This is a genomic window from Streptomyces sp. NBC_00102, from assembly GCF_026343115.1.
Lineage (GTDB): Bacteria > Actinomycetota > Actinomycetes > Streptomycetales > Streptomycetaceae > Streptomyces.
In genome coordinates, this window is sequence record NZ_JAPEMC010000001.1 from 4,645,400 (window position 1) to 4,661,919 (window position 16,520).

At 70.7% G+C, this 16,520-nt stretch carries 16 protein-coding genes and 1 pseudogene; 15 read left to right on the plus strand and 2 right to left on the minus strand.

Features of this window, described 5'->3' with window-relative positions:
* The first annotated feature begins 1 nt into the window (after position 1).
* The 6 genes from OHA55_RS20850 to OHA55_RS20875 all read left to right on the plus strand — a co-directional run bounded on the left by OHA55_RS20850 (position 2) and on the right by OHA55_RS20875 (position 4,842).
* A complete protein-coding gene (locus OHA55_RS20850; RefSeq protein ID WP_266708502.1) occupies positions 2-1,411 on the plus strand; it encodes a sensor histidine kinase in 1,410 nt (469 codons plus the stop codon).
* A 14-nt stretch (positions 1,412-1,425) separates the two neighbouring features.
* Positions 1,426-2,457: a response regulator transcription factor gene (locus OHA55_RS20855; RefSeq protein WP_266708503.1), complete on the plus strand. Its 1,032-nt coding sequence runs from the start codon at positions 1,426-1,428 to the stop codon at positions 2,455-2,457.
* 252 nt (positions 2,458-2,709) lie between these two features.
* Positions 2,710-2,940: a hypothetical protein gene (locus OHA55_RS20860; protein ID WP_266708505.1), complete on the plus strand. Its 231-nt coding sequence runs from the start codon at positions 2,710-2,712 to the stop codon at positions 2,938-2,940.
* The gene (locus OHA55_RS20865; RefSeq protein ID WP_266708507.1) at positions 2,937-3,545 is read left to right on the plus strand and encodes a pilus assembly protein TadG-related protein; all 609 of its coding nucleotides are present in this window, start codon (positions 2,937-2,939) and stop codon (positions 3,543-3,545) included. Before OHA55_RS20860 ends, OHA55_RS20865 begins: the two co-directional genes overlap by 4 nt.
* A gap of 29 nt (positions 3,546-3,574) precedes the next feature.
* Positions 3,575-4,186 (plus strand): hypothetical protein, encoded by a 612-nt coding sequence (locus OHA55_RS20870; protein WP_266708509.1) that lies wholly within the window; start codon positions 3,575-3,577, stop codon positions 4,184-4,186.
* 8 nt (positions 4,187-4,194) lie between these two features.
* Positions 4,195-4,842 (plus strand): OmpA family protein, encoded by a 648-nt coding sequence (locus OHA55_RS20875; protein WP_266710859.1) that lies wholly within the window; start codon positions 4,195-4,197, stop codon positions 4,840-4,842.
* A gap of 162 nt (positions 4,843-5,004) precedes the next feature.
* Here the strand turns inward: OHA55_RS20875 and OHA55_RS20880 are convergent, their stop codons facing one another.
* A complete protein-coding gene (locus OHA55_RS20880) occupies positions 5,005-5,625 on the minus strand; it encodes a hypothetical protein (protein WP_266708511.1) in 621 nt (206 codons plus the stop codon).
* Positions 5,626-5,914: 289 nt separating this feature from the next.
* Between OHA55_RS20880 and OHA55_RS20885 the strand changes: the two genes are divergently transcribed.
* Both OHA55_RS20885 and OHA55_RS20890 read left to right on the plus strand, forming a co-directional pair.
* Positions 5,915-6,571: a hypothetical protein gene (locus tag OHA55_RS20885; RefSeq protein ID WP_266708513.1), complete on the plus strand. Its 657-nt coding sequence runs from the start codon at positions 5,915-5,917 to the stop codon at positions 6,569-6,571.
* A gap of 480 nt (positions 6,572-7,051) precedes the next feature.
* Entirely contained in the window at positions 7,052-7,606 is a 555-nt protein-coding gene (locus OHA55_RS20890; protein WP_266708515.1) for a hypothetical protein, read from the plus strand.
* 41 nt (positions 7,607-7,647) lie between these two features.
* Here the strand turns inward: OHA55_RS20890 and OHA55_RS20895 are convergent, their stop codons facing one another.
* A complete protein-coding gene (locus OHA55_RS20895; RefSeq protein WP_266708517.1) occupies positions 7,648-8,034 on the minus strand; it encodes a DUF192 domain-containing protein in 387 nt (128 codons plus the stop codon).
* Positions 8,035-8,288: 254 nt separating this feature from the next.
* On the opposite strand from OHA55_RS20895, the gene OHA55_RS20900 reads away from it, so the two are divergent.
* From OHA55_RS20900 to OHA55_RS20930, 7 genes and pseudogenes are all read left to right on the plus strand, one after another.
* Entirely contained in the window at positions 8,289-9,056 is a 768-nt protein-coding gene (locus OHA55_RS20900) for an A24 family peptidase (RefSeq protein ID WP_266708519.1), read from the plus strand.
* A gap of 114 nt (positions 9,057-9,170) precedes the next feature.
* The gene (locus tag OHA55_RS20905; RefSeq protein ID WP_266708521.1) at positions 9,171-10,004 is read left to right on the plus strand and encodes a class I SAM-dependent methyltransferase; all 834 of its coding nucleotides are present in this window, start codon (positions 9,171-9,173) and stop codon (positions 10,002-10,004) included.
* Between the two features lie 86 nt (positions 10,005-10,090).
* A complete protein-coding gene (locus OHA55_RS20910; protein ID WP_266708523.1) occupies positions 10,091-10,528 on the plus strand; it encodes a hypothetical protein in 438 nt (145 codons plus the stop codon).
* Between the two features lie 675 nt (positions 10,529-11,203).
* Entirely contained in the window at positions 11,204-11,965 is a 762-nt protein-coding gene (locus OHA55_RS20915) for an isoprenyl transferase (protein WP_266710861.1), read from the plus strand.
* Positions 11,966-12,453: 488 nt separating this feature from the next.
* Complete coding sequence (locus tag OHA55_RS20920; protein ID WP_266708525.1) at positions 12,454-13,770, plus strand: PhoH family protein; 1,317 nt, start codon at positions 12,454-12,456, stop codon at positions 13,768-13,770.
* Positions 13,771-14,182: 412 nt separating this feature from the next.
* Entirely contained in the window at positions 14,183-14,893 is a 711-nt protein-coding gene (locus OHA55_RS20925) for a transglycosylase SLT domain-containing protein (RefSeq protein WP_266708526.1), read from the plus strand.
* 176 nt (positions 14,894-15,069) lie between these two features.
* Positions 15,070-16,446, plus strand: a pseudogene (locus tag OHA55_RS20930) (AI-2E family transporter); the annotation flags it as partial.
* Positions 16,447-16,520: the final 74 nt, after the last annotated feature.

Here is a 16,520-nt window from a genome sequence, read left to right on the forward strand (position 1 = left end):
GATGAGGGCCGATGGCCGGGCGCGGGAAGGGGGAGCGACGTCCGTGGGACGAGGGGGGCGATGGCACGCGCTGATCGAGGAACTAGCCCATTCCTCCGTCGGCCTGCAGGTGCTCCCCACACTGGCCATCCAGGTCAACGCGCTGCAGGCCATGTGCAGGCAGGTCTTCGGCTTCAGGCTGGCGATGATTGCCATCGCTACTCCCTTTGCCATCGCTCACACCGCACCGGGTGTCGCCACGTGGCTGATCGGCGGGGCGATCCTCATCACCTTCATGGGGTCGTACGTCCTCTTCCGCGACTGGGAGCGGTTTGGTCCACAGTTGCTGCGGCACCGCTGGATTCTCGGTATCGACGTGTTCCTGGGGGCTCTGCTGTTGGTCACGGCCACACCGGAGTCGACCCTCGCCTACGTCACCGTCTGTACCCCGCTGCTGGCCGGTCTCGTCTACGGCTGGCGGGGGGCTGCCGTCTTCGCGGCGCTTCAGATCGTCATCGTCCTCGGCGTTTACAACACTGTCCCCAGTCTGCGCGGCGAGGACGGAAACGTCCTGTTGCTGCCGGGCTTCTGCGTCATCGCCGGTGCTGTCGGCGTCACCCTGCGCAACCTGCTGCTTCGGTTCGGTACGGCCAGTCAGGCACTCACCGAGACCCGGGCGAGACTCGCGGTCAACGAGGCGGTGGAGGGCGAACGCATGCGTCTGGCGCGGGAGATGCACGACTCCGTGGCGAAGACCCTGCACGGTCTCGCCATGGCGGCGGAAGGGCTCGCCGGTTCGGCCAACCGGATGGACCCGGTCACCGTCCGGAGCCAGGCCGAGCTTGTCGCCCGCTCGGCGCGCCGGGCGGCAGCGGAGTCCCGCGAACTCCTCACCGATCTTCGGCGCGAATCGGGGATGGACGGAGGAGTCGACGTGATGGCCGAACTGCGCGCACGGACTATGGACTTCACCGACCGGCATCCTGTGGTTGCCGTATTCCGGCCCTTGACCGACCTGCCGGTGCCACCGGTTCCCCATGCGGTGGCCCGGCAGATTCTCACCGTCGCCTCCGAGGCTTTGGAGAACGCCGGCAGACACGCCGATCCGACCCGCCTCGTCGTCCTCGCGGGCGTGCAGGGGGACGTGTTGCGCGTGAGCGTATGCGACGACGGGCGCGGGCTGCCGGAGGGCACGTCCCTCGAAACCTTGCGGAGAGCGGGGCACTTCGGCCTCGTCGGCATGGTGGAGCGCGCGGCTTCCATCGGTGCGCTGATCCGCATTGGTCAGGGTGAGTCCGCGCAGGGCACCGAAGTGCGCCTCGACCTGCCGCTGGCTGCTCTCGGTTCCGCGGAGACCCTTCCCGGGCAGGAACGGCCGAAGCCGAAGCCCTTCCCGTCCGCACCCTCCACCCCCACACGCGAGAACTTCTGAGAGGAGGTCGCAGAATGCCGGAGAACGTACACCGGGTGACGGGACCGTCGGGCCCCAGCCGCGGATCGGATCACCTCGAGGCAGCCGGTCAGGTCCGCAGCGCCCAGGCAGCCCCGGTCGGAGAGCGGTTCCCGACACCCGAGACCCCGCCCTCCCCGTTTCCCCCGCTTCCCACCACCTCGCCCGCCCTTCTGAAGGTCGTGGTGGCCGACGACAATCCGGTCGTCCGGGCCGGCCTCAAAGCCCTCTTCTCGGGCCGGTCCGACATCGAGGTGGTGGCTGAGGCGACGGACGGACGACAGGCGTACGACGCGGCACTGCTCCACCGCCCGGACGTAGTCCTGTTGGACGTGCGGATGCCGGGCGTGGACGGCATATCCGCTCTGCCGCACCTGGTGCCGATCTCTCCGGTCCTGATGCTGACGTACAGCCGGGAGAGCGAGATCGTTCAGGAGGCGCTCCGTCTGGGTGCGAGCGGGTACCTGGTGCACGGCGAGTTCAGTGCCGACCTGCTCGTACAGGCCGTCCGTGACACGAAGGACGGCCGGGCCCACTTCACCGCTACGGCGACCGACGCGTTACTTGCCCACGTGCGTCGGGGGACTCCCGGGCACGCGGGCGAACTTCCCGAAGGGCTGGGTACAGCCCTTGCCTCGGGGATCTCGTCCCGCGGCGGTTCTCGCGCCGTGCCCGCCGGGTCCGAGCCCGACCTTCCCGAGGTCCGGCGGAGGCAGGAGTTGTCACCGGAAGGGGTTTCGCAACTGCAACCGAATGTGGGACAGTCGGCCGTAGGCGGTAGTTCGACGGGACCGGTGAACCGTCAGCGTTTCGCCTTGAGTTCGCGGGAGGTGGAGATCATGGAGCTGATCGCGAGCGGAATGAGCAATCAGCAAATCGCTGCCACGTGCTTCATCAGCGAGAAGACCGTGAAGAACCACATCAACCGCATCTTCACGAAGCTGCACAGCAGTACCCGCAGCGAGGCCATAGCCCGCTGGCTGGGTACAGCACCTTCGGTGGTCCCGGGTCCTCAGGGGGATCGGTAGCCATGGGCGGCAGGGTGATCGAGGCTCGGGGAGCCGAAGGGGCGCATGGGCGACGCGAACGCAACAACACCGGCCGGAATGGGGTTTGGGCCCGGGATTGGGTCCTGGGGCCCTCCGGTGAGGAGGTCTCGCCGTCGTATGTTCTCCATGCCGCGCAAGGCCCCGGCCAGGAGGAAGCCGGTACCGGAAGCGGCACCACGGGAACGCTCGAGTCGGCCGACAATCGGTCGGCCGGACCAGGAGGGGACCACCATGTCGAACATCACCCTGAAGACTGCCGTCCGTGTCAACGGCTGGGCCAATACCGCGGTCTCCGCGATCCAGAAGCGCTACGCGGCGCGGGACCGGGGACAGACGGCCTTCGAGTACCTCGGCATCATCCTGGTGGTCGTGGCGATCATCGGCGCGATCGTGGCGACCGGGATCGGTGGCGCGATCTCGGAGCGCATCAAGGGCCTGGTCACGTCCATCACGACCAAGTGACCGCACGGCTGCGGCTGGACCGAGGGCAGGCCTTCCCCATCTACGTCATGATGGTGGCGGGCCTGCTCTTCCTCGCGTTGGCCTTCTTTGCTGTCGGCAAGGCCTCGGCCCTCCGCAACGGTGCTCAAGGGGCGGCGGACGCGTCCGCGCTGGCGGCGGCGCAGACCGCACGTGAGCAGTTCGAGGCCCCCTTCATCGCCGCCCTCTGGACCGACTCGATCGACGTGTTCCTTCAGGCGTCCCCCTTCTACGCCGCGTGCGGCGCTGCCCAGGGATTCGCCTCCGACAACGACGCCGACCTCAGGAGTTGCATCCCGGAAGAGGGCGGTCACCGTGACACGATCACCACGGAGGTGGAGGGACGTGACACGGTTGACTCGTCGGTGATCCCGGGGTCCGACAAGACGCGGGCCACGGCGGAAGCGACTGCCATCGTCGAGTTCCGCTGCGACTGGAAATCCGTCGACCTGAACGACGACGGGGTAAAGGACATCTACTTCTTCACCTGTGACGGCGGAAGGATGGCCGAAATCCGGCCAAGCAGCCCTCCGCCGTGGTCCAGCGTGAGCAAGATTCTCTTCGACGTGCACTTGGTCGACAAATGACAGCGAACGACGAGTAGAGGGATCGGCCCATGAGCATTCGGCGCACCACGAGACCCCAGAGGGTGATGATGACTGTCGCGATGTCCGCGGCGGTCGCCCTCGCGCTCACCGGTTGTGGCGGGGACAGCGACGGTTCCGGCAGCGGAGCTGCCGGCACACCCTCGGCATCCGCCAGCCCGGCTGCTGAGGACAAGGGGCAGCAGCAGCCGGACACGGCCGCTGGGGACCCGGTCGACCCGAATGTGAAGCTTGCCGAGGCCCAGGGAGAGGACGGCCTCACTCTGGTCGTCCATGAGGTGAAGCGGGACGCGGGCGGCTTCGTCACCGTGCAGGCCGAGATCAAGAACACCGGCAGCGAGACGCGCAATACCGCCGGATGGGGCGGTCAGGAACCCGCGATCGTCGCCAAGAACCCCAACTCGGTCGCAGGGGCGACCCTGGTGGACAAGACGGGCAAGAAGCGTTACTACGTCCTGCGGGACACCGACGCGCGATGCCTGTGCACCACCGCGATCGCGCCCCTGTCGCCGGGGGGATCCGCGTCCGTCTTCATGCAGTTCCCCGCGCCGCCCGACACGAGCAACGAAGTGGACTTCACCCTGCCCACGTTCGCCACCACCTCTCTGAAGATCTCTGGGTGAGCGGCGACATGACCACCACGCAGCGGCAGCGGCGCCGGAGCCACGCCGGAGCCACCATGGTCGTGGGGCTGATGCTCGTAGGTACCACGGCGTTTCTCGGTACCACCTCCTACGCCGACGACGGTCCCAGCACGCCCCCCGGCACCGAGGCCACCTCCGAGGCTCCCGTCCCCCTCGACGCCAACGACCCCGACCTCAAGATGCCCGAGGGCGGCACGCTCGCCCCCGGCAAGGTGCTCGACATCGTCCAGGTGGTCGAGGACCTGGGCGGCGAGGAGCGGCGGGAGGACTCGAACCAGTCCATCAAGTTCGCGCTCCAGGCCGAGGTGCTCTTCGGCAAGGACAGCGCGAAGCTGAGCCCGCAGGCGAACTCCCGGATCGAGGCCATCGCAGCGGAGATCAAGGCACAGAACGCCACCCAGGTACGGGTCTTCGGGTTCACCGACAACCTCGGCTCCTCGGCTCACGGCGACGTGCTCTCCAAGCAGCGCGCGGAGGCCGTGCACGCGGTGCTCTCGAAGCAGTTCGGCGCCGAGGTCACCTTCGAGATCCGCGGGTACGGCGAGCAGTACCCGATCGCGGACAACGGCACCGAAGAAGGCCGGAAGAAGAACCGGCGCGTGGAAGTCTCCTTCCCGCGCGGTACGACTTCCTGAAGCACCGGCCGACCTGCGGACCGGCCGACCTGCGGACCGGCCGACCTGCGGACCGGCCGACCGACCGACCGATGCGGCGGAGCCCGACCCGGGCTCCGCCGCATCGCGGTGGGTGCGGCTTCGGACGGCGACGCCCGCCCGAAAAGCCGTCCTGCGACAGCCCTACCGCTCGCCCCGGGCCCGCCAGTCGTGGCCGCCCGTCCGGCCGCCGCCGCTACGCCAGTCGTACGGATACGTGTACGGGGGCTCCGGCGCCGCGGCGCGCTCCTCCAGCAACCGGTCCACCACGACGCCCAGGACAGCACCGGCGGCGAGCGTGGCGACCGGCATCAGGACGCCCTCGATGCCCAGCGCGTCCAGGTTCCAGGGCATGGCGTCGCCGTACCGGTGCCCGTCCCCGTACCCGCGTCCGTAGCCCAGGCCGAGCACGACCGTCGGGGCGGTCAGGCAGCCGAGCGGGTACAGCAGCCGGGAGGCCCGGTGGCGCTCGGGGAGCGGCCGGGCCGCGGCCAGTACGGCAAAGGCGGCGACGGCGAGACCGGGCACGTGAAGCAGGCCGAGCCGCCAGGCGAAGCTCTCCATACGTTCCGGGGTGCCCAGTGTCGCGTCCACCGTCCGGTCGGCCAGGAAGCCGAGGGCCACGAACACGAGCGCGCCGGCCGCCCAGCTGCGGAACAGGGGGAGGAACCACCCGGCGCGCGGCCTCTGACGGGCTCCGATGCGTCCGGGGCCGGCGTCCTCGCGGTCCGCGCTCAGGTCTTCCTCCCCGCCGCTACCGCCCACGGTCCACCCCTCTCCCCGCGTACGTCCGTCGCCCCCCTCGGAGGGTAGGGCTCCCCGCCGTGCTCCGGCACGGGCCTCCGGCACCATTCGTGGGCCCAAGTGAGCAGTGCGAAATGCCTGTTGGTGGTGACTGTCGCAGCCGCGATCTGTGGGCCCCCGCTGAGCCCTTGGGCCCAAGACTCCACACCGGTAGGGGAGTTAGCGTCGGAGCCGTAGATCACGAGACTGCGATCCGGCACTTCCCCCACGGTGCCGGGCCGCGCGCCGACGGGAAGGCGGTTCCTGAACCGTGAAGGTGCTGGAGAGCGTGCGCAGCCTGGTCTTCCTGGGGAGCCTTCCGCAGGCCAGGGCCTTCGCCGCCACCTGCGCGGAGCGTGCCTCCGTCGTGCTGCTGCGATCCCTGGATCTGGCCGGCCGCACCGGCGATCTGGAGGCGTGCCGGGCCGCCGCGGACCTGCTCTGGAGTCCCCACCCGCAGTCTTCCGCCGCTGCCCCGGCGCCCGTACCCGACCTGCTCCGGCATCTGCACACGCTGCCCGAGCTGCACGGTCCCGGAGCCGTCGCCGGTCTCGACGTGCTGGCCAGGACCGGTGCCCGCGCGTTGTACTCCGCGCTGGTGCTCGCCGCCCGCCCGGACGGCCGCGGCGGACCGGGTGTGGCGGGTGGAGCGGTGGAACCGTCGTTCTTCGCACGGGACTTCGCGCGGGAGCTGTACTTTCATGGCGCGAAGCGGCTGCCGGCGGAGGAGGACGGTGCGCAGGACCGCGACGTGGCGCTGATCATGTCCTTGAGCGCCGCGGAGTTGTCCTCGTCGCTGCCCTCGCTCCGGGCGAAGGCGGCCGAGGAAGGGCGCTACCGACTGGTCCTGGCGGTCACCGGGTGCACTGCCGAGCCACCCGGGCCGGCGTTGGACCGGGCGAGGACCGGCCTGCGACACACCGCCTGACCCCCGTACCGTCCCCGCCGGGACGCCCGTCGCCCGTCCCGGCCTGCCCTCCACGTGCCACGGGATGCCGGACGTGCCCCCGGGTGAAACATGGAACGTGCAGGGTGGACGTACACGCGGGACAGGTACGCGGTGCGTGCACGTGGTTCGTGCACGCGGGACGGGCGCGCGGGACAGGTACGCGGGACGGACGCCGTGGACGGCGACGGGGCGCGGATGTTCCGGGCGGAGGACGGACGGTAGGCGATGCGAAGTCGGCTCGGGCGAGAGGCGGTTGCGCTGGTCTCCCTTGCGCTCTGCCTGGTGGTGGGGGCGTGTGCGCCCGGTGGCGAAGAGGCCGGTCGGGCGAGCGTGCCGCCGGGGATCACGAGAGGTGACCCGGCCCCCGCATCCCCCGCTCCGGCCTCCGTGGCCGCCACGCCGTCCGTTCCCGCGCTCGCGCCGCCTCCCTCGGGGAGGCCCACGGCCTCCCCGTCCGACATGGTGCTGAGGAGCGGCGAGTTGAAGGGATACGCGATCGCGCCCCTGCGGTACGAAGAGGCGCGGGGCGACGAGCGTTCCGAGGATGCCGACTGCGCCCCACTCGTCGATCTGGTCAACCTGAATCCCCAACCCGCGCCCACGGCATCGGTGTTGCGTACCGCCGTCGATGCTTCCCGTGCCGGGAGGGACGACCAGACCGTGGTGACGCTGCTGTTGGCCTCCTATGCGGACGGAGGCGCCGCGTCACTCCTGGGCCGGGTGCGGCAGGCGCTCGACGTCTGCGCGGACGGCTTCGGTACCCGGGGGGACGACGGGCCGGCCGCGTACACCGCCGTCACCGCTCTGCCCGCCCCGCGCGTGGGTCAGGAGGCGCTGGCGTACCGGATGGTGTGCGACCGGTACGGGCACCGGAGCCCGCTGGTGTTCACCGTCGTACGGAGCGAGGGTGCCGTCGTCGTCTTCGGCGCGGCCAACTACCTCGACGCTCAGGTCCCCGGGATACCGCCCGCGCTCGTCACCGCGCAGGCCGGGAAGCTCCCGCCCGCTTCCTGACGCGGACGGCCTCCCGGTAAGCCTCTGCTCCGCAGGGGAGTTCACCCGGTCGCGGGCTCCTGGGTGTCGGCTGTCCCCACCGCCAGCCGGACCCCCGGCCGGATCCCCCACGCGGCCATCGCCCCGGCCTCCGACTCCACCGCGTGGCGAGCGCGAAGCCGGGGCAGACCGAGCCGCCCCGGCTTCATCGTGCGGACGGCGAGGACGTTCAACTTCCGGTCCAGATAGGCCACATCGATGGTGAACCGCATTCGGAAGGTATGGATGCCCGAACAGGGCGTCAGGAACAGCGCCCCCTCGATCCCGTCCTGCCCGAGCAGCCCCCGGGTGCGCGCACGGTACGAGGCGGCCACTCGCAGCGGGACCATCCGCGCTTCGTCGCCCGTACCCACGGTCAGTGTTCCGTCGCCATCACGCCATCTGCCCATGGGAACCGACCGTAGTACCCACCGGAGGGCCCCGCACCGCCGAAGAGCGAAGAGGCGGCCCCGGGTTGCTAAACCGGACAGCCAACCCGGACAGCCAACCCGGGCTGCCAACCGGTGCCGGCCCCCGGGCAGCCAACCCGGCCTGCCACCCGGGTCACTGACGGCCTGCCACCCCGGGCCACCGCCGTGTCGGGGGCGGACAGTGGGCCCTGGGGCCCAAGACCCTCATGGCGCGGTGCGATTAGGGTCGGTCCGTGGACGCCATCCAGATCGCCGTCGTGACCCTCGCCGCCGTCTGGGGCGCCGCCACCGGGCTGCTGATCCCGCGTGCCGCGTACCGGTTCTCGGTGGAGCCGGAGGAGGAGTGGCGGGGCGCCTGCCCCGCCGGGCACCCGTTCCCCGGGAGCGGCCCCAGCCGGGGCTGGCTGGGCGCCGCGCGCTGCCAGGTCTGTACGACGAGCGGTACGGGCGTCTCCGCCACCGTCCCGTACGCGCCGCAGGTCCTCCTCCCGGTCGTGTCCGCTCTGGCCTGCGCCCTGCTGGCCGCCGCCACCGGTACCCGCCCCGAGCTGGCCGTCTGGCTGCTGCTCACCCCCGTCTCGGTGCTCCTCGCCGCCGTCGACCACCGGGTCCACCGCCTCCCCGACCAGCTGACCCTGCCCCTGGCCGGAGCCGCCGCGGTCCTCCTGGGCGTGGTGTCCCTGCTGCCGGAGCACGACGGCTCCTGGACCGGGTCACTGCTCGGCGGCGCCGCGCTCGGAGCCTTCTACCTGGTCCTCTACCTGATCAACCCGAACGGGATGGGCTTCGGCGACGTGAAGCTCGCCCTCTCCCTCGGGGTGGTGCTCGGGTGGTACGGCTGGCCCGTGCTGGTCGCGGGCGGGTTCGCCGGGTTCCTCTTCGGCGCGGTGTACGGCCTCGGGCTGCTGATGCTGCGGCGCGCGAACCGGCGTACGGGCATCCCGTTCGGCCCCTTCATGATCGCGGGCGCGCTGACCGGCGTACTCCTGGGCGCACTGTGACGTCCGGCCCGCCCATGGGGCCGCCGGCCGGCCCTCAACCGCCCGCGACCCCAAAACCGCCCGCGACCCCAAAACCGTTCGCGGCCGCCATGCCGGTTCTGAGACCCTGCGGAGATGTCAGGACCCCACGAGAACGCCGCGACGTCCCCGCCCCTCACGGGTGCCTCGGCCGACCGCTTCGCCACCCTGGTGGCCGAGGCGGAGGCGGTACCGGTGGACGGCTGGGACTTCTCCTGGCTGGACGGACGGGCGACCGAGCAGCGCCCCTCGTGGGGGTACGCCCGTGCCATGGCCGACCGGCTCGGGCGGGCCACCGCGGCGCTGGACATCCAGACCGGCGGCGGAGAGGTGCTCGCCTCGGCCCCCGTTCTTCCACCGCTCATGGTGGCCACCGAGTCCTGGCCGCCGAACGTGGCCCGCGCCACCGGTCTGCTCCATCCGCGCGGGGCGGTCGTGGTGGTGGACTCCGACGAGCCGCCGCTGCCGTTCGGGGACGGCGCCTTCGACCTGGTGGTCAGCCGTCACCCGGTGACCACGTGGTGGCAGGAGATCGCCCGGGTGCTCGCCCCGGGCGGTACGTACTTCTCCCAGCAGGTCGGCCGGGCGAGCGTCTTCGAGCTCGTCGAGCACTTCCGTCCGCTGCCGCCCTCGGCGTACGAGGCCCGCGACCCCGAGCGGGCGCGCGCCGACGCCGAAGCGGCAGGACTCGTGGTGACCGACCTCCGGTCGGAGTCGCTGCACACCGCGTTCTTCGACATCGGGGCCGTCGTCTACTTTCTCCGCAAGGTCGTCTGGATGGTTCCGGGCTTCACCGTCGACGCCTACCGGCCGCAACTGGAGTCGCTGCACCGGCGGATCGAGACCGAGGGGCCGTTCACCGCCCGCACCACGCGTTTCCTCATCGAGGCACGCAGGCCGACAGGCCACCCGCACAACAGCTTTGGGTGAGGAATTCATTAACCTCCCTCCCCCCGAGCCGTCTTGTGCCGCACAGTGCGATCCTGGACGAATCCTACGGAGAGAGGGAGCGTGGCGTGGGGAGCGAGCAGTCCGGGGGGACGGCTGGCCGGCACCGCTCGGGCAGATCCGACTGGCTCCGGGGCGCCCGGATCATCGGCGTCCACGGCGTCTTCTACCGCCCGGACGGCCGGGCCGGCGGCCCCGAAGCGGTGGAGTTCGTCCTGGACGACGACCGGTCCGTCCTGATGACCTGCGCCAGCGACCGGACGCTCCGTGTGACCGCCGGCACCTGGCCCCGGCTCCCCGAGTGGTGCGTGCCCGCCGGACTCTGGGCGCACGGCCCGCTGAACAGCCTGCCGCCCGCGCCCTACGGGGGACGCTGGACGGTCACCGGGGCCCAGGAGGACCGGGGCGACCACGACGAGGTGCGCGAGGCCGTCATCCACTGCGAGAACGGCGACTTCGTGGTCGTCGCCGGGGACGCGCTCGTCATCCGCTTCCACCCCGCGTGAACGAGCCCGCGCCCTCGGCACGCCCTGCGCCCTCACTGCGCCCCACACGCCCCGGAATGCCGGATTCCCTGCCCGGAACGGAGTCCGGCGAATCCGGAGAGTAGTTGTGGAGTGGCGTGGTGGGCGAGAACGCTCACGAAGGGTTAGGGTGAAGCTCCCCCCCTCGGGCCGGTCCGTATCCCCCCCACGGACCGGCCCGGTTTTTTTGTGCGGCCCCGGCCCGTGCCCCCGGCACGTATCCGTCTCCCCGGCCCGTGCCCCCGGCACGTATCCGTCTCCCCGGCCCGTGCCCCCGGCCCGTGCCCCGCACGTATCCGTCTCCCCGGCGCGTCGTCGTGGCCCCGTCCGGGCGTGGGTCCTCCCGTGTCACCGCGCCACCGGCGCGCGCCCTGTACTCCCCGGAGTCGTCGCACGACACGGTGGTACGAGGGGTCGCGGGCGGCGGGAGAGTGCTCACATTTCTCTGGTTTTCGCGGAGTTGTGACAGACCGGGTTGGGCCCGTGCCGCCTTCCCGCAGTAATGTGACGGCTTCGGGGAATGCCGGCGCGAGGCGCGGCACACGTCCGCGCGGGGCCGTGCGGACATGGCGGCGAACCCCCCACGGGACGGCCCCGTACCCCTGTGACAGGGGCAGGCGGGCCGATGACCCGAACGGAACCGAGAGGGTGAACTCAGTGAACTTGCGCGACCTGGTGTACGGGCTCTACGCACGCCGGGTGGAAGGCCGGCTGGACCACTCGCAGGTGCCGAAGCACATCGGAGTCATCCTCGACGGCAACCGCCGCTGGGCCAAGGCGTCCGGTGGTTCCGCGGTTCAGGGGCACCAGGCCGGTGCGGACAAGATCTCCGAGCTGCTCGGATGGTGCAACGAGACCGACGTCGAGGTCGTCACCCTCTGGCTGCTGTCGACGGACAACTTCGACCGCCCCGAGGCCGAGCTGAAGCCGCTCCTGGGCATCATCGAGAACACCGTGAGCAACCTCGCCGCGGACGGCCGCTGGCGGGTCCACCACGTCGGCACCATGGACCTGCTCCCCGCCCAGACCCAGACCGTCCTCAAGGAGGCGGAGCAGGCCACCGCCGACGTCGACGGAATAATCGTGAACGTCGCGGTCGGCTACGGCGGCCGCCAGGAGATCGCCGACGCCGTCCGCTCCCTCCTCCTGGACCACGCCGACAAGGGCACCACCTTCGAGGAGCTGGCCGAGGTCGTCTCCACCGATCTCATCTCCGAGCACCTCTACACCCGCGGTCAGCCCGACCCCGACCTCGTGATCCGTACGAGCGGGGAGCAGCGCCTCTCCGGATTCATGCTGTGGCAGAGCGCTCACTCCGAGTACTACTTCTGCGAGGTCTTCTGGCCGGCCTTCCGCAAGGTCGACTTCCTGCGGGCGCTGCGGGACTACGCGGCCCGCCACCGCCGCTACGGCGCCTGAGCGGACCGCGCCCGGAAACGCGACCGCACCCGGAAGCAGGACCGCGCCCACTCCTTATATACGTACGCACCACAAACACGTACGCACCACAAACACGTACGCACCACCGCCACGAGGGCGTCCCCGTCGACCGGGGGCGCCCTCGCCGCCGTCCACCGTCCGCCGCCCCGTGGTTGCCACGTGTCCACCTGGGCGCCTCCGGACGGTGGGGCAACCCGTTGCATGGCTTCGGGCGTTCGAGGGAATACCCCTGACAGGTCGACGTCCGGTCATCAACCAGGCGGACGTCGCAGCATGTGGACGGCCCACCGGACCGTCCACCCGGGAGGCCCTTTGCACACGAAGGACCGTACGCACCGTACGGCCGACGCGGAGGGCCGGTGTTCGGCCCGCGCGTGGGGGCCAGAACCCGGTCCGTCCTCTTCCTCCGGGAAGTTCCGCGACGCCCGTCGCACTCCCCGACCTCGTCCGAGGGGGTACGTCCTTCCGTGGTGACCAGCTCAAAGCGCCGCATGCCCGACAGGCGCACCTATGTTCTCGACACCAGCGTCCTGCTGGCCGACCCCAACGCCATGACGCGCTTCGACGAGCACGAAGTCGTGCTGCCGATCGTCGTCGTCACGGAGCTGGAGGCCAAAAGGCACCACCCGGAGCTCGGTTACTTCGCCCGGCAGGCCATGCGCCTGCTGGACGACTTCCGCGTCCGGTACGGCAGGCTCGACGCCCCGATCCCCCTCGGGGACCTGGGCGGCACGCTCCGTGTCGAACTCAACCACTCCGACCCCGGCGTTCTGCCCGCCGGCTACCGGCTGGGGGACAACGACTCACGGATTCTCGCGGTGGCGCGCAACCTCCAGGCCGAGGGGTACGACGTCACGGTCGTCTCCAAGGACCTTCCGCTGCGCATCAAGGCGTCCTCGGTCGGGCTGCTCGCCGAGGAGTACCGCGCCGAACTCGCCATCACCGACTCGGGTCACACCGGGATGGCGGAACTCCCGCTCTCCGGCGAGCAGGTGGACCTGCTGTTCTCGGAGGAGACGCTGTACGTCCCCGAGGCGGCCGAACTCCCCGTGCACACGGGGCTCGTGCTCCAGTCGGAGCGGGGCAAGGCGCTCGGGAGGGTCACCGCGCAGGGCAACGTCCGGCTGGTGCGCGGGGACCGGGAGGCGTTCGGCATCCACGGCCGCAGCGCCGAACAGCGGATCGCGCTCGACCTGCTGCTCGACCCGGAGGTCGGCATCGTCTCGCTCGGCGGCCGGGCCGGCACCGGCAAGTCGGCGCTGGCGCTCTGCGCGGGCCTGGAGGCCGTCCTGGAGCGCCGCCAGCACCAGAAGGTGATGGTCTTCCGGCCGCTGTACGCGGTCGGCGGGCAGGAGCTGGGCTATCTCCCGGGCAGCGAGGCCGAGAAGATGAGCCCCTGGGCGCAGGCCGTCTTCGACACGCTCTCGGCGGTGGCCGGGCGCGAGGTGATCGAGGAGGTGCTGGGGCGCGGGATGCTGGAGGTCCTGCCGCTCACCCACATCCGGGGCCGCTCGCTGCACGACGCGTTCGTGATCGTCGACGAGGCGCAGTCACTCGAACGCAATGTCCTGCTGACCGTTCTGTCCCGTATCGGGGCGAATTCGCGCGTGGTGCTCACCCATGACGTGGCCCAGCGGGACAACCTCAGGGTCGGCCGGTACGACGGAGTGGTCGCCGTCGTCGAGAAGCTGAAGGGTCATCCGCTCTTCGCCCACGTGACGCTCACCCGCTCCGAGCGTTCACAAATCGCCGCGCTGGTGACCGAAATGCTCGAAGAAGGATAAAAATACGACAGATTCGGCGATCTGTCCTGCATGTCCATGAAGCCGCCCGGCGAGCGAAGAAGCTTAGCCGGGCGGCTTCATGTCGCGCCGTCATTTCCGTCAAACGGGTGGCATAAGCAGCGTGTGAGCTTTCCCACGCAACAGAGAATTGCTTCTCGGCGTCCCTCTCCGGCAGAGTCTTGCTTCCGTCAGGCCCCGCATACGGAAACCGGGCACCTTCCGAGGCGCTCCGCACCACACAACTCAACAACCGATCTCCGTATGCCGCCCGCGAGCACCACGCGGCACTTCCGCGAGGAAGTTGCCCACCGGGCCCGTGTCTCCCGTGACCCAAGCAGTAGGGAGGCCAGTGTCAGAGGGCACGATCGCGCCCGCGAGGTCACCTAAGCGGGCGATGCTGGAAGGACACCGTGTGAGCCGGATCTCGGTCCGGGGGTTCGCAGTGGCATCAGCCACCGCGGTCACCACCGTTGGCGCCGTCGTAGGCGTTGCTTCGGGCAGCACTCCCGCTGTCGACGACAACAACTTCGAGGCCACCGCAGCCGACACCACGCTGCTCGCAGACATTCCCGTGGGCCACCAGGCCCAGGTTCAGACCGCTTCGCTGACGCAGCAGGCCGACGCCCAGGCGTCCGCCGCCGACGCCGCCGCGAAGAAGTCGGCCGAGGAGTCCGCCCGACTCCAGGCCGCCAAGGACGCCAAGGTCAAGAAGCAGGCGGCCGAGGACCAGGCGGAGCGCGAGAAGGAAGCCCAGGAGGCCAAGGACGCCGCCGAGCGTGCCAGCCGTTCGGCCGTGCGCGACGCCTCGTCGTTCGCCGCCCAGGGCTCGTACTCCGTCGCCGAGGTCCAGGCGATGGCGCGGCAGATGATGCCTGCCGACCAGTTCCAGTGCTTCAGCAACATCGTGAACCACGAGTCCACCTGGAACTACCGCGCGGTCAACGCCTCCTCCGGCGCGTACGGCCTGGTCCAGGCGCTCCCGGGCTCCAAGATGGCTTCCGCCGGTGCCGACTGGCAGACCAACCCGGCCACCCAGATCAAGTGGGGCCTCAGCTACATGAACGCCAGCTACAAGAGCCCCTGCGGCGCCTGGTCGTTCTGGCAGGCCAACCACTGGTACTAGGACCCCGGGCCTGAAGACCAGGCCGGGCCGGTTCACCGCCCGAACTCCTCGATGCCCCGCACCGTTCAACGGTGCGGGGCATCGTGCGTGGTGCGACGCGACACCCATGTACGGTCGCATTCCGGCCGTTCGGGGGTAGATGGTCGTTGCACACCCACGGGGGAGAGGGACCACGCATGTCGAAACTGCCCGGTTGGCTCGGTCGTGTCGGGGCCGAACTGACGGACCTGGCGGCCCGCCTGGAGGAACGGCGGGAGCAAGCCGAGGGCGAGGAGGCGGAGTCCGGGCACGCCCACGCCCACTTCCCGCACGTCCACGCGCACTCCGGCCACCACCACGCGCACTCAGCTCATCGGCACGGGGCCGACCCGGCCGCGAAGAGCGACCCCGAATCGGCGGCGCAGGTGCCCGCGCCGCCCGCCTACGCCCCCGCTGTCGCCGCCCGGCCCGACCCGGTCACCTCCATCCCCTGGGGCATGCGGGTGGCCGCGGAGGCCGGCTGGCGGCTGCTCGTGCTCGCGGGCACCCTCTGGGTGCTGATGCGGGTCATCAGCGCCGTCCAGCTCGTCGTGCTCGCCTTCGTGGCCGCCCTGCTCGTCACGGCGCTGCTCCAGCCGACCGTGGTGCGCCTCAAGCGGTACGGGCTGCCGCGCGGTCTGGCCACGGCGGTCACCGCCGTCCTCGGCTTCGTCATCATGGGGCTGGTCGGCTGGTTCGTCGTCTGGCAGGTGATGGACAACCTCGACACACTCTCCGACAAGGTCCGTGACGGCATCGACGAGCTGAAGCGCTGGCTGCTGGACAGCCCCTTCCACGTCACCGAGTCGCAGATCAACGACATCGCCAAGAACCTCAGCGACACCATCGGCACCAACACCGAGGAGATCACCTCCGCGGGCCTCCAGGGCGTCACGGTGATGGTCGAGGTCCTCACCGGGATACTGCTGGCGATGTTCTCGACGCTCTTCCTGCTGTACGACGGCAAGCGGATCTGGCAGTGGACCCTCAAGCTGGTCCCCGCCCAGGCACGTCCGGGCGTCGCGGGCGCGGGGCCGCGCGCCTGGCGCACCCTCACCGCCTACGTGCGGGGAACCGTGATCGTCGCGATGATCGACGCCATCTTCATCGGGCTCGGGATCTGGTTCCTCGACGTGCCGATGGCGGTGCCGCTCGCCGTGTTCATCTTCCTCTTCGCGTTCATCCCGCTGGTCGGCGCCGTGGTGTCCGGGGCGCTGGCGGTGGTCGTCGCGCTCGTCACCGAGGGGGTGTTCACCGCCCTCATGGTGCTGATCGTGGTGCTGGCGGTCCAGCAGATCGAGGGGCACATCCTCCAGCCGTTCATCCTCGGCCGGGCGGTGCGGGTCCACCCGCTCGCCGTGGTGCTCTCCGTCGCGGCCGGCGGGATGGTCGCGGGCATCGGCGGCGCGGTGGTCGCCGTACCGCTGGTCGCCGTCACCAACACGGTGGTCGGCTACCTGCGGTCGTACAGCCGGCAGGAGGCCCAGCGGCACGCCCCGCAGCCGCACGGCGCCTCCGCGCTCCACGTGGCACCCACCCCCGCCCCCGGCACCCCGCCCGAGGACCGGTACGACGAGTCGTACCCGGGAGACGAGGACGGGCCGGGCGG

What these genes read in the sequence shown, in the direction of transcription:
- OHA55_RS20850 (WP_266708502.1), top strand. Translation starts at nt 2, where the DNA reads ATGAGGGCCGATGGCCGGGCGCGGGAAGGGGGAGCGACGTCCGTGGGA.
- OHA55_RS20855 (WP_266708503.1), top strand. Translation starts at nt 1,426, where the DNA reads ATGCCGGAGAACGTACACCGGGTGACGGGACCGTCGGGCCCCAGCCGC.
- OHA55_RS20860 (WP_266708505.1), top strand. Translation starts at nt 2,710, where the DNA reads ATGTCGAACATCACCCTGAAGACTGCCGTCCGTGTCAACGGCTGGGCC.
- OHA55_RS20870 (WP_266708509.1), top strand. Translation starts at nt 3,575, where the DNA reads ATGAGCATTCGGCGCACCACGAGACCCCAGAGGGTGATGATGACTGTC.
- OHA55_RS20875 (WP_266710859.1), top strand. Translation starts at nt 4,195, where the DNA reads ATGACCACCACGCAGCGGCAGCGGCGCCGGAGCCACGCCGGAGCCACC.
- OHA55_RS20890 (WP_266708515.1), top strand. Translation starts at nt 7,052, where the DNA reads ATGGTGCTGAGGAGCGGCGAGTTGAAGGGATACGCGATCGCGCCCCTG.
- OHA55_RS20895 (WP_266708517.1), bottom strand. Translation starts at nt 8,034, where the DNA reads ATGGGCAGATGGCGTGATGGCGACGGAACACTGACCGTGGGTACGGGC.
- OHA55_RS20905 (WP_266708521.1), top strand. Translation starts at nt 9,171, where the DNA reads ATGTCAGGACCCCACGAGAACGCCGCGACGTCCCCGCCCCTCACGGGT.